This is a genomic window from Zoogloea ramigera (assembly GCF_006539865.1).
Lineage (GTDB): Bacteria > Pseudomonadota > Gammaproteobacteria > Burkholderiales > Rhodocyclaceae > Zoogloea > Zoogloea ramigera.
The window spans coordinates 1-12,629 of the sequence record NZ_BJNV01000098.1 but is presented as its reverse complement, the minus strand read 5'-3'; the positions used below and the strand labels follow the sequence as shown (position 1 = coordinate 12,629).

The 12,629-nt window shown below is 65.2% G+C and carries 12 protein-coding genes; 6 read left to right on the top strand and 6 right to left on the bottom strand.

Going from position 1 to position 12,629, the window contains the following annotated elements; translation table 11 throughout:
* A partial coding sequence (locus tag ZRA01_RS18560; RefSeq protein WP_141354867.1) for a molybdopterin-containing oxidoreductase family protein occupies window positions 1–1,624 on the top strand: 1,624 nt, incomplete at its 5' end.
* A gap of 93 nt (window positions 1,625–1,717) precedes the next feature.
* Here the strand turns inward: ZRA01_RS18560 and ZRA01_RS18555 are convergent.
* From ZRA01_RS18555 to ZRA01_RS18530, 6 genes are all read right to left on the bottom strand, one after another.
* Window positions 1,718–2,692, bottom strand: coding sequence for a catalase family peroxidase (locus ZRA01_RS18555; protein ID WP_141354866.1), 975 nt, complete (start codon window positions 2,690–2,692; stop codon window positions 1,718–1,720).
* A gap of 39 nt (window positions 2,693–2,731) precedes the next feature.
* On the bottom strand, window positions 2,732–3,835 hold the full coding sequence (locus ZRA01_RS18550; protein WP_141354865.1) for a flavin monoamine oxidase family protein: 1,104 nt from the start codon (window positions 3,833–3,835) through the stop codon (window positions 2,732–2,734).
* A gap of 264 nt (window positions 3,836–4,099) precedes the next feature.
* A complete protein-coding gene (locus ZRA01_RS18545; protein WP_246093750.1) occupies window positions 4,100–4,378 on the bottom strand; it encodes a type II toxin-antitoxin system TacA family antitoxin in 279 nt (92 codons plus the stop codon).
* 100 nt (window positions 4,379–4,478) lie between these two features.
* Complete coding sequence (locus ZRA01_RS18540; RefSeq protein ID WP_141354864.1) at window positions 4,479–4,685, bottom strand: hypothetical protein; 207 nt, start codon at window positions 4,683–4,685, stop codon at window positions 4,479–4,481.
* A gap of 2 nt (window positions 4,686–4,687) precedes the next feature.
* On the bottom strand, window positions 4,688–5,194 hold the full coding sequence (locus ZRA01_RS18535) for a GNAT family N-acetyltransferase (protein WP_141354863.1): 507 nt from the start codon (window positions 5,192–5,194) through the stop codon (window positions 4,688–4,690).
* Complete coding sequence (locus ZRA01_RS18530; RefSeq protein ID WP_141354862.1) at window positions 5,191–5,469, bottom strand: type II toxin-antitoxin system TacA family antitoxin; 279 nt, start codon at window positions 5,467–5,469, stop codon at window positions 5,191–5,193. The genes ZRA01_RS18535 and ZRA01_RS18530 overlap by 4 nt, the downstream gene beginning before the upstream one ends.
* Window positions 5,470–5,869: 400 nt before the next feature.
* On the opposite strand from ZRA01_RS18530, the gene ZRA01_RS18525 reads away from it, so the two are divergent.
* From ZRA01_RS18525 to ZRA01_RS18510, 5 genes are all read left to right on the top strand, one after another.
* On the top strand, window positions 5,870–6,232 hold the full coding sequence (locus ZRA01_RS18525; protein WP_141354861.1) for a hypothetical protein: 363 nt from the start codon (window positions 5,870–5,872) through the stop codon (window positions 6,230–6,232).
* Between the two features lie 328 nt (window positions 6,233–6,560).
* Window positions 6,561–6,989 (top strand): hypothetical protein, encoded by a 429-nt coding sequence (locus ZRA01_RS18520; protein ID WP_141354860.1) that lies wholly within the window; start codon window positions 6,561–6,563, stop codon window positions 6,987–6,989.
* A gap of 136 nt (window positions 6,990–7,125) precedes the next feature.
* The gene (locus tag ZRA01_RS21450; protein WP_503827258.1) at window positions 7,126–7,482 is read left to right on the top strand and encodes a hypothetical protein; all 357 of its coding nucleotides are present in this window, start codon (window positions 7,126–7,128) and stop codon (window positions 7,480–7,482) included.
* Between the two features lie 208 nt (window positions 7,483–7,690).
* Entirely contained in the window at window positions 7,691–8,302 is a 612-nt protein-coding gene (locus ZRA01_RS18515) for a hypothetical protein (RefSeq protein WP_141354859.1), read from the top strand.
* A gap of 248 nt (window positions 8,303–8,550) precedes the next feature.
* On the top strand, window positions 8,551–12,510 hold the full coding sequence (locus ZRA01_RS18510; RefSeq protein WP_141354858.1) for a DUF4365 domain-containing protein: 3,960 nt from the start codon (window positions 8,551–8,553) through the stop codon (window positions 12,508–12,510).
* Window positions 12,511–12,629: the final 119 nt, after the last annotated feature.

Genomic DNA, 12,629 nt, shown 5'->3' with positions numbered 1-12,629 from the left:
CGGGCTGGGCGGAGCCCGGCCCTGGGGGCGCTCAGAACTGATCGTGGTGTGGGGCGGCAACCCGGTGCACACCCAGGTGAACTTCATGCACTGGGTGCAGCAGGCCCGCCGCGGCCGCGACGTGCCGCTGGTGGTGATCGACCCCTACCGCACCGCGACCGCCGCCAAGGCCGACCTGCACCTCGCCCTGCGCCCCGGCACCGACGGCGCACTGGCCTGTGCGGTGATGCACGTGCTGCTCGCCGAGGGCCTCGCCGACCGCGCTTACCTGGCCCGGCTGACCGACTTCTCGCCGGCCGTCGAGGCCCACCTGGCCAGTCGCACGCCGGCCTGGGCCGCCGCCATCACCGGGCTGGCGGTGGACGACATCGTGCGCTTCGCCCGCCTCTACGGCTCGACACCGCGCAGCTACCTGCGCCTCGGCTACGGCTTCACACGTCAGCGCAACGGCTCTGCGGCGATGCACGCGGTGAGCTGCCTGCCGGCCATCACCGGCGCCTGGCAGCACCGCGGCGGCGGCGCGCTGTACAGCAACGGCGGCCTGTACGGGCTGGATATGCGCTTCCTGCACGGCCTCGACGCAGCGCCGCCGCCGGCCCGCCAGCTCGACATGGGGCGCCTCGGCGCGGTGCTGGCGGGCGAGGCGCGCGACCTGGGCGATGGCCCGCCGGTGAGCGCGATGCTGATCCAGAGCACCAACCCGGCGGTGGTCGCCCCCGACAGCCGCCGGGTGCGCGCGGGGCTCATGCGCGACGACCTCTTCGTGTGCGTGCATGAGCAGTTCATGACCGACACCGCTCGGCTCGCCGACCTCGTGCTGCCGGCCACCACCTTCGCCGAGCACGACGACCTCTACCAGGCCTCCGGCCACACCTTCCTGCAGGCGGCCCGGGCGCTGGTGCCGGCGCCGGGCGAATGCCGCGCCAACCACGACTTCATCGGGCAGCTGGCGCGGCGCCTGGGTATCAGCCACCCGGCCTTCGGGATGGACGCCTGGCAGCTCGCCGACGCGGTGCTGCGGGCCTCCGGCAAGCCGGGCGCCGACGATCTGCTGGCGGCCGGCTGGCTCGACTGCGCCCCGCCCTTCGAGACGGCGCACTTCCTCGACGGCTTCGGCCACCCCGACGGGCGCTTCCGCTTTGCGCCCGACTGGGCGGCCCACGGTGAGGGCCACGCCGGGATGCCGGCCTTCCCCGACCACCAGCCGGTGATCGACAGTGCCACACCGGAGCGCCCTTTCCGGTTGGTCGCCGCGCCGGCCCGGCATTTTCTCAACACCACCTTCACCGAGACAGCCAGCTCACAGCGCGGCGAAGGCCGGCCGACCGCGCTGATCCACCGCGACACCTGCGCCCGGCTGGGCATCGCCGACGGCGACATCGTGCGCCTCGGCAACGCGCTGGGCAGCGTCGCCCTGCACGCCTGCCCCGCGGACGGCCTGCAGCCGGACACCGTGGTCGTCGAGAGCCAATGGCCCAACGCCGCCTTCATCGAGGGCGTCGGCATCAACGCGCTGGTCAGCGCCGAGCCGGGCTGGCCGGCGGCCGGCGTGGCCTACCACGACACCGCGGTGTGGCTGGAGCGCGTGGCCCAGCCCGGCCGCGACCTGCCGGACGCGAGCTGAGCCCACGGCGGCTGCCGGCAAGCATGCCCACAGCCCGTCCGACCCATCAATGGTGGGCCCGCCTGCGACAGGCGGCAGGGCGGGAACAGAAGCCTATTGCCCGCTCAGGCGCTGACCAAACGAGATGGCATAGGCCGGCGAGCGCATCCGCAGGATGGGGTCGGCACCGGCGCTGAAGCCGGCGCTCAGCACGTTGGGGTCGAAATTGATGGGGGTGCAGGCCTCGCCACCCGACCCGACGACGCTCAGGGTGCCGGCCTTGAACACCGGCCGGCCTGCCGGCCACCGGCGGGAGGGGTCGTCATCCGTGTCCTCGGGCTCGCCGAGCACCATGATCCAGTCAAAACGCACCGGCCCCTGGCGCAGCCTCTCCTCCAGGCGCTGCGGCAGGAAATCTGCCGGCGCGCTGGCGATCTCGGCGGCATCGAGGCCCCGCTCGCCGTCCTGGGGCTGCAGATACCAGCGGACCTTGAGCTTGTCCCCCTCCCGAGCCTGCACGTAGAAGGTGTGGAGGCCGTGGTAGGCGGTGGTGGCGTAGCTCCAGGGGGGCGGGTTGCTGGCCAGCCACTCGGCCTGTGGCCTAGTGTCCGGGTGCGCCTCCCGGTAGACGGCAATCCGCCCGGCATCGGGCTTGCCGTCCGGCCCGGGCCGCTGGGCGCGCAACAGACCCAGGAAGCTGTCCGGGTCCTTGGCGCCGAAGACCGGCGTGCTGAGCATGGCGAGGTGGTGCAGCGTGCCGTCCGGCAACTGGAACTGGGCCGCCAGGCCCCGCGGCGAGCGTGCGCTGTCCGGGACGCGGGGGTTGCCGCCGGCCATGGAAAAGCGCAGCTGGGCCGGCATGCCCGCCCCCGAGAACAGGGGGCTGGCAAGGAGCGTGCGCGCCTGCTCGCTCGGCACAAACTCACCCTGGGCGCAGAGACCCTTGGCGTGGCCCTTGCGGATGCCCTTGTGCTCGCCACTCAGGGCGCGGAAGGCGTCGATGAAATCGTAGGGGCTGGCCGTGGGCGTCTGGGCGGCCAGAGGCAGGGCGAGCGTGGCCAGAGCGGTTGCGAGAACACTACGGAGCATTTTGGGTTCCTCAAAAGTTGGGGGGACGACAGCTAGCCATCAGGGCGCGGACACCCGCCGCTCGATGAGCGCGGCAACCGCGTATTCGGCCGCCTCCACGGCCCCGGCCAGATAACCGGCATCCCGGCGCGCGGCTTCGCTGCCGGCCAGCCACAGGCGTTGCCGCCATTCGGCCGGCGCCGCCGCGAGGCCGCCGGACACCGGATGCTCGCCCGCCTGCGCGTCGTCGGCGGTGGCGGTGAACGGATCGGCGGCCCAGTCCTTGAACAAGGTCGCGCGCGGCGCGCCGGCCTCGGGGCCGAACAGCCGCACCAGCTGCCGGACGGCGGCCTCGACGATGGCCGCCTCGCCATACTGCGCCCGCTGCGGGGCGGGCACCCCGACAAAGCCGAACAGCGCCGCCTGGCCCGCCGCAGTGCTCGCATCGTGGATCTCGACCAGTGGCCCCAGGCTGCTCTGGGCCGTGCCGGAGAGCCCGGCCTCGCGCCAGAAGGGGCGCTCGTAGCACGCCAGGAACTTGGCATGCGGCGCCATCCAGGTGGGCGTGTCGCGCCAGCTGCGGGCCGTGGCCGCGTCGAGCGGGGGCGAGAGCTCGACCGTCGCCGCAAGAAGGCGCGGCGGCAACGCAAACAACACGTCGCTCGCCACGAGGCGCTGCACGCCCCCATCCGCGTCGACAAAGCCAGCCGCCACCCCCGAGCCGCTGAGCGTGACATCGGTCAGCCGCGCCCCGAGCCGGATGCAGGACGCCGGCAGCCCGGCCGCGAGGGCCGCAACGAGGGCCCCGGAGCCGCCGCCGATCCGCATCGACGGCGGCTCCTGGCGCATCCCCTGCAAACGCCGTGGCGGCTCACCGCGGACCCGCTCGAAAAGCATGTCGCCATCACTGTGCTGCTCGAAGGCCGGCAGCCCGAGCCGGCGCACCAGCGCCCCCATGGCCGGCTGGATGTCGGGCCAGAACCACGACGGGCCGAGATCGAAACCCTCGCTGGAGAGCGCCTCGCCCGCCTCCGCCGTCAAGATCCGCCCGCCGAGCCGCGTGCGGGCCTCGAGCAACACGAAATCGATGTCGGCCTGGTGGAGACGGTGGGCAGCGACGAGGCCGGCAAGGCCTCCGCCGACGACGAGGACGGGAGGGTTCATTCGCGCGATCCAGATAGCGGGCGGAAAGCGGGGGATGTTCGCACCACCGGCCGCAGCGCCGCAAGCTGCTCGGGCCGCGTGATGGCCATCCTTGTCCCGGGCCCGGCGTCGAATCGCCCGGCTTGGTCTGAACGCAAGAACACAGGTGACCGGGCAGCAAAAAGGCCAAGCTCTTCAGGTTGGCCTTTTTGCTTGCAGATCAAAGAGCTGCTGGAATTAGATGTGGAGCGGGCGATGGGAGTCGACAACGTCGAGTGGCGCTGATTAGCGACGCGGAAGAGCGCGCCGCTCATTCGGCCTGCAGGAGCTTGCTGCGACGCTCAAAGGCACGATCCAGGGCCAGTGTGGATTGGGGCGTCGACAGCAGCGCCTGGCCTGCCAGCCCTCGGCCTGCTCGATGGCGCGCTGGGCGGCGTCCTGCACGGCGGCAACCACGAAATCGGCCATGGTTCGCCCCTGCAAGTCAGCGGCGCGCTTGAGCATCGCGTGCAGGTCCGTGCTGATTCTGGCGTCAAGCCGGACGGTGGTGTTGGCGGTGGGCATGGAGTTGCTCCTCCTTTGACCGAAGATACGGCAGATTGCCGTACGGCTCTTCTGTCGGCGCGATTCCAATCCGCTCGACGGCCGTTGCCCGGCTTACACCTCAGGAATTCTGGCCGGGCACCCCTTTGATGGCGCGGAACAGGGCGAGCCGCGCGGTGGTGATCAGCTTCACCACCTCCGCCGGGTCCTCGAAGCTGATCGTGCTCTCGCTGGGCAGTGCCTCGCCGCGATCCGCTGCGCGCGCCAGCTGCCGGCCTCGTTGGAAGAAATCGTCTTCAGTGCCCGTTCTGATCGTCAGCTTGCTCATTTTCAACCCGCCAGCAAGGCCTTGAGGTCCTTGAGCATCAGGAACAGGTGATAGGGATCGGTCGGGCTTGGCTCGAAATCCCAGGACTGATACCACTGCCGCGCCGGCTCGTCCTTGGCATGAACGAGCAGGCAACGAATGCCGGCGATGTCAGCCGCCTGTGCCGTGCGCAGCAGCGCATCCTTCAGCAGCGCCATCCCCAGGCCCTTTCCCTGGTGATCACGATCCACCGCGAGCCGGGCCAGGATCATGACCGGCACAGGATGCCTGGCCAAACCTTTGACTGCGCGCGCGGGAGCATCCTCCGGATCGACGCTGCCGACCGCCAGACTATAGAAGCCCACCACCTCGTTGTGCAGGCAGCAAACGTAGGTTTGGGCACTGTTGGCTTTCTGATTGACGAGCGCATAGCGCTGGATGAACTGGTTGAGTGCCGGCTGGCCACAGTCGAACGTCTCCACCGCGTCCACAGCCGAGAGCTTGCGGACCGGCTCATACGCTGCACTCACCCCAGAACCCCGGGCTCGCTGAGCAGCTTCTTCAGGCGCGGCTTGGCTTGCACGGGGCGATCCAGCGCTTGCTGAAACGCCTGCCACTGGTCATCGCCCAGCACAAAGTGGCGCCGATCTGCCAGTGCCTGGTTGGCGGCGGTCACCCCGGCATCCAGCAGGAACTCGCTGACGTTTTTGTGGCAGGCACTCGCGGCTTCCTGCAGCAGCTGTTTGACGGCGCTGCTGGCCCGGATGTCGATCCGTTCGGTTTTGGAGCGGTTCAAGGCGCTCATGGCACCCCCCCTTGTTCTGGAACTACCCTCATCATAGCGTCCGGATGATGTCCCGACAATTCAAACATGCGCCAATGGGGCGTGGTAGAGACGCTGCTTAGCCAACGCCCCCCACACAGATCCGGCGAGACGCCCAACGACCTCGATCCTCCTGAAGCAGCTCCCGGCGATCCGCGACCAGTGGGAGAAAGGCATCGACCTCTTCAAGTTCGAGAAGCGGCTGGCGATGAGCCTGGAACCGGACCTGAAGCGCGCGCCGAGCGACCCGCGGATGATCGACATGGAGAGCCGCCAGCGGGCCCACATCAGCCTCGACACACGGCCCTGAGCCAGCGTCGAGGAATTCGACTCCGCCCGGGCCACCCTCGATGCGTGGCGGGTCAAGCACAGCCTCAAGACGATGACGGACTGGCAGTCGCTCGACGAGGCGATCGCGCTTAACCTGATCCGCTCACGGTTACGTGCCGAAGGGAAGGCGACGCTCAACGTCCGCGAGGGCATGCCCGCCAGCGACCTGCTGCGCCGGGCCTTCCTGCGGGCGTACGCCCATGAAGAGCTCGGGCTGACCAAGACCTACAGCTACCCGGCGCTGGCGCGCTGGCTGACCGATCTGGGCTATCCGACCAAGGTGTCCGAGCCGCGCAGCGCCAAGTCGCAGAAGGTGGTGCTGGGCTGCGTGCCGCGCACCGAGGACGTCATGGCGCTGTTTGAGCGGCTGCAGGCGGAGTTTCCGGGGGCGGAGTTGGAGGGCTTGCTGGCTTAGGCTTTTGGGTTCCACCGTCGAGGAGGGGGGGGATCGCGATGGCGTCGATGTGATCTGGCTGACCGGCATCCTGAGTCACCTGCGGATTGGCCATTTGACCCTCAAGTGCCCCCACCGATGCGAACAAATCAATGAGTGCCGCTATCTGCCTCTGTGATGTCTCGTTGATGCCCGTCCGTTCCCGCCAGTCCAAAATGGATTTGCCAAGCGGATAGGAATGACATCGCGCTGGGGTGGTTGGTACCGTCTCCAGGAGGGCCGACCCGCGCAGTCTCGGTGAGTGGGTGCGCTGTTGGCGGCCTGATGTTTCCCTTCTCAAGGAGTTTCGATGATGACGTTAGGGTTGGTTCCGGACGCTGAAGGCGCGTTCCCCGATGAAAGTCTCGCTGAGTATCGGCGTAGTTTGAAATGGCTCTTGTGGGCGCAGCATGCGGCTGAAAACGTGCTGCAATGGCCTGTCGAAGACCTCGTCCTAGAGGTAGCTGACGATCCCGCACGGGGAAAGCAGGTTCTCAATATCTACAAGATCCTGGTCGTGGAGCGGTCGTCAGCCGCGTTCCGCGAGGCTGTGGCCGAGCAGATGTTGGATCATGTTCGTGCGGTCCTCCAGCAGAGTGGAATCTCGCTGAGGGAGGACTTGTTCGATACGCCGATCGACTACGCCGTGGTGCCGAAGTTCTTTGGGCTCGAGCCGGATGAGGTGAATTGCTTGGTCGTGAATCTGCAGAAGAACATGGAAATCCAGGACGTTTACTAGGAGGAGCCTTTCCCTATCAGGGGAAAGGCTCCTCCGCTATATGTGCTTGGGAATTGTCGCCCTGTTGCGCCGGGCCTTGCTGAGAGCGTACGCCCATGAAAACCTGGGGCTGACCAGGACCTAGAGCTCCTCGGCGCTGGCGCGCTGGCTGACCGATCTGGGCTATCCGACCAAGGTGTCCGAGCCGCGCGGCGCCAGGTCGCAGAAGGTGGTGTTGGGCTGTGTGCCGCGTACCGAGGACGTCCTAGCGCTGTTTGAGCGGCTGCAGGCGGAGTTTTCCGGGGGCGGAGTTGGGGAGGTTGCTGGCGGGGGCGGCAGGGTAGGGCTACTTCCGTACGGATGCTCATTGACCGGAGTGATGGTGAGACCACATTCCGCAAACGACCGCCATGTCGCGTGTGCAGTTGCCGCCCGAAGGAGGCACGGCCCTCCCCTTTGCAAACCCCACCAGCAGCACAGCAGCACGCCAGCACAGCGAGCACCGCAATGCTGACTTTTGTTATTGATAATTAAAGTTTTTTTCTGGCTTTGCTGCACAATTTAGCGCAACTGAAATGGTTGAGTTTCATGGTTAATGCGCAACTTAAATCACATTGAGAGGCAGATTAAGGTATTTGAGTTGAACTCTATTCGTGCCAATTGAATCATTGCAGTGGCTCGTCGACTGAAGCAGACTTCCGCTAACAGAAACGGAGTCCAGCATGGCCAACTCAAAACAATCCCAGACCCGGCGCCTCAAGATGTCCGAGCGAGCGCAGCAGCAGCTCGCGCTGCATTTCCCGGACGTGCCCGAGACGCTGTTGTGGCGGCGCAAGAGCAACGATGGCTTCACTACTGTACCGCGCCCCCTGCCCATCGCGATGCAGGCCATTGACGAGACCTCTAAAGGTGCGCCGGCCGGCCACGCCCTGTTCTGCTTGTGGGCGCGCGCGCCGGACAACCCGCTGGTGGTCGTGGAGAATCCGACGACTTTTGCCGCCGAGACCGGCTTCACCGGCGAGCGCGCGACCGACACTTGGCGCAAGCGCATGCGTCGCCTGCGGGAACTCGGATTCATCCGCACCAAGCCCGGCCCGTCAGGCGAGTTCCACTTCATTCTGCTGCTGAACCCCAACATTGCCGTGGAGTTGATGCGTCGCGAGGGCCAAGTCCAAGATGGTCTATATGGTCGATTCATAGAGCGCGTCGCCGACGTGGGTGCGGCCGGGGACTGGACCACGTATCAGGAGGCGTTGGAAGCTGCCGAGAAAGTTGCCGCTGCCAAGTCGAAAGCTTTGGACGGGGTGGTGAAGAGTAAAAAGGGGGCGAAATGATGCCGCGCGGCCGCAACCCCTATGAGTGCTTCAAGAACGATCGTCACCGCCTCTTCGCGTTGATGTCTTGCGACGTTCGCATCGTGCTGGTCGCGGCCCTGTTCGGCGGCGCCTACCTCGCCCGAGCGTATCCTGCTCTGCGCTCCTTGATGGCGGGGTGGGGGAGCTGACTCCTCCGCAGGGGGTAGGGGGGCGGGCAAGGCAGTCGTCGATAGCCTCTTTGGAATTCATCAGGGACGGAAACCCACATGCCACACGACAAAGGATTGCCGCAGACCGGCGATTCGCAAGAGATTGGACAAGACGCTTACGACTGTCTGCGCGCAAAGCGACCCAAGGGGTGGCAGCTCACGGAGCTTGGCGGCGTCAACGACTTCGGTTTTGATCTGCAAGTGCAAATTAGCGTGAAGCAGCAGGTCGTCCACCCTTTCCGTCTCCAGCTTAAGGGCACGCGCTCGCCGCAGCGCAGCGCAGACGGGAGCTTCCTCTCCATCAACCTCTCCACCACGACGCTCCGCTACTTCGACAACACGGACGAGCCCGTCCTTCTGGTTCTATGCGATCTGAGCGTCGATCCAGAGGATCCCCGAGAGTGCCCTCTTCACTACGTCTGGATTCGCGAGGAGCTTGATCGTATTCAGATCGCCGCCGTCTCCTTGGAGCAGAAGGAGGCCGCGATTCGCGTGCCGACGGCCAACGTCTTGGATCGAACGACGGATCTGGTCGATGAGGTCCGGAAGCGACATCGCCTTTCCCGAGTTGGGCATGCGTTGGACACCCGCATAGCCGGGATGGATCCGTCGCTTGGCTCGGAGGACAGAGTTCTCATGGTGGAGTCGATCACCAAAAATATAGGCACCCGCAGCATCGTCTTCGCCCAAGCCTTGGCGGAGCCTGCTACCGATGTTTGGATTAACCCTCCACGCGGCAGCTTGGCCTCGTTGATCACGGAGGCGAAGTCTGCAGTCGTCGGGGGCAACGTAGAGAGGTGCGCGGACCTGCTCCGTCAGGTTTCAGAGCGCTTGGAGCCTGCATCACCGTTGGAGAAAGCGGAATACTGGCACCTGACTGGCCGGCTCCGCCTCGTGCAAGGCAACGACGATGACGCGTCATGCGCGTTCAAGCGCGCTGCCGAAATTCAACCGCAGGCCAAATACTGGGCTGCCTGGGCCGAGTGCGAGATGCGCAGGCGGTTCAGAACCGACCAAGGCCAGGACTACTCGGATGTGCTCTACGCGCTGCCGGCGGACGCGGACACAGCGCTGCTCGGCGTCAAGGCCCGCCTTCTCGCTGCTAGCCGCAAGCGCACCGAAGCCCTCGCGCTTCTTGACACTTTCGAAGGCGCTGAGAGCCTTGCGGCGCGGGCTGTGGTAGAGACCATGTTCTCGAATCCCGACCAGGCGCTGCAAGCATGCATCGATGGCGTCGCCTTGGAAGAGAAACGGGAGTCGACAAGGCTGTTGTTCCTGATCTTGAGGGCACGAGCGCGGTTCAACATCGCGTTGAGGGGGGCGCGCGTCGAGGATTCGAGTGACGGGAACTCCGAGGACGAGATCCTGCCTCCTTCGGGCCCCATCGGGGTAAATGCGGTCGCGCTGCGCGAAGCATGGGCCGATATCGAAGAGGCTGTCTCCGCCTTAGAGGAGATCAGGTGGGTATCGAATGCCGAGTTCGTGATGGACATCTGGATCGCCACCGCGAGTATGCTCGGCAAACAGGAGCAGATTCTCACCCGGGTTTTGGCCGCGGCGCGGCAGCGGCCGCTGCAAGCCGAGCTGCAGTCGGCGGCAGAAACTCTCGCAGCCCAGTGCGACGACTTCCAGGCAGCCTTGGAGGCGAATAGCCGACTGCCCGACGGTAATATGAAAATCCTGCGCCGAGTCACGATTCTGCATGAGCTCGGTAAGCACCGCGACTGTGTCGAGTTGATGGCGGCAAACATCGACACAGTGGCTCGCTCACACCAGCTATTCGGACTCGCGTTGGTGCTGGCGGTTCTGTCGGCCGACGTAATGGCCCGGGATGCTCTGGTGGAGGCTTGGCGCGACATTTTGCGCTCTGGAAATGCGGAGGATCAGGCGCATGCCGCGTCCTTGGATTACATGCTCGCGAGGCGCCGGAACCAACTGCAAAGCGAGGAGGCCTTGACTGATCTTTCCCGCATCGACGAGCAGCTTGGACACCCGAAACCCACCACGCTGCTCCTGTTCCAAGAGCTGGACCCCGGCTCCGAAGCACAGGCCGAGCAGTTTCTCGCCGTGGCGGCGCGCGTGCGCGCGACGATCCGTTTGTCTCCGATGATCGCGGCGAGGGTTGGAGTCGCCTTGGCCTCCCGGGAGCGGTGGAGCGATCTGCTGGCCCTGTGTGAGGAAGCGAGTCGGGAGTTTGAGGTCACGGGGCGGATCAGAGCTTTTCACGCGCTAGCGCTCGATCAATTGGGCCAGTCCGACGAGGCGAGGTCTATCCTGGAAAGCATGCTTGAAGGCGGCATTGAGGACGGGCTCGCTTTGAACACCTACGTGAACATCATGGTTCGCTGGGGGGACACCGAGAAGGCCAAAGCGGCTGCTGAGCTGATCTTGGAGCGTGCGCAGTCGAAGGAACGGCGCGTGGAGTGTGTCCGGATGCTGTTCAACCTTGAGCAGCATGCGAATCCCACCAGCCCCCGGCTCGTCGACCTCGCGTTCCGCATGGGCGCGCTCGCTTCCTGCGACGACGAGGTGGAGGAAGGGGTGTTTCTTTGCATGGTTATCGCTGCAACAAGCTTCGAGACGGCGGAGCTGAGCGATGCTCGGAAGGAGGAGTTCCACGCGCGCGCGAACACCTTCTTCGAGAGGTTCCCCCAGTCAAAGATTCTTCGCCAAGTGGCGCTCTCGACCGAGGCTGGCCCGGAGGAGATGCTGCGCTCACTGAAGTCCGAGATTGGAATGACGGAAGAGCGCGAGCAACAACGAGCGCAGCTCGAAGCCCAACTCCAAAACGGCGAGTTGTCATTGCCTTTCGCGTGGCGTCCACGCTTCGCGCTTGGAAATGTGCAGGATGTGGTGCATCTCTGGGAGCTGGCGAAGCGGTCGACGGCCTACGAGAAGAAGTTCCACCTGAGCATGGTCGACGGGCATTGGGAGCAGCGACTCGCCGAGCTCTTCCGTTCGAGGACGCCGCTGTTTGATCTGCTTACGCTGCTCGTGCTCGACGACCTCGAGCTTCTCGACAAGGTCTTCGATTTTTTCCCCAAGATCGCAATCTCCCAGGCCACCTTGGGTGAGCTTATGAAGATGTCGCAGGCGTTCTCTGGAAGCATCTTCCGGCAGCGGTGCATCGATGTGCAAGATCGCCTCAGACCGCGCCTCGCGCAGATCCTGCAGCCCCGCGGCGCACCGTTGGAGGAGGACATGTACCTGCCGAGCTCGTCGCGCGAACTTCAAAGCCTTGCCCGCACTGGTGACTACATCGTGTACTGTGACGACGCCATACTGCGGATGTGGATCTTGAAGGACAAGTTTGCCGCTGACGGGATGTGCACCTTGGACTTGCTCTGCGGGTTGGAAGAGATTGGCCTGCTGACTACAGAAGAAGTTGCGACCAAACTCGCGCAGCTCTGCGACTGGAACGTGGGCATTCAGATTCAGCTAAGGCATCAGCTGGCTCTTATCCCCGAAACAGTTCGCCTCGCGCCCCGGGTCTTGGAGGCAACTGCGCAGCTTCGCAGCGTGGCGCCCTTCATGTCGCTCGCCCGAGGCATGTGGGGGGCGCACACTGACTTTATAGGCGTCCTAAATCACATCGTAACCGTCGTCCGAGTGTTGGTTCAGGACGCCGCTGTACCGGATGTCGCCATCGGCGCCTTTGTCGTGGTCTGGATAGACCACGCAACCGCTCGGGCCGACATGCCACTTCCCGCGCTGCAACTGGCAGCGCACATCACCGTCCATGCCGTCGCGGCAGAGAAGCTGCCCCTCCAGCCAGCGCGTCGGCTTTGGAACATCTACTTCGGCGTGGTTGAAGCGGCACACGGTACAGCGGACCCAAAGGCTTACGGCCGCGCGCTCGCCCGAGTCGCGCTAGACGCGGGCGCTTTGGATAAGAAGATGGTGAATGAGCGCATCACTCCGAAATCGACCATTGGCGAGCGACTCATAATGGGGCTCAATTTCAATTCCAGCGATTGGATAGTCTTCTACGCTGCTTACATTCGTGCGCGCGCATGAATGAAGACTTCGGCCCGCTGCGGGAAGCGGTCGATTTTGAAGGGTTAAACAGTCGGGCGCCTCGAAAAACCTCGCTTCCGCCCCTCCTTGGTAAGATCACATCGTTCTGAATCCGCCCC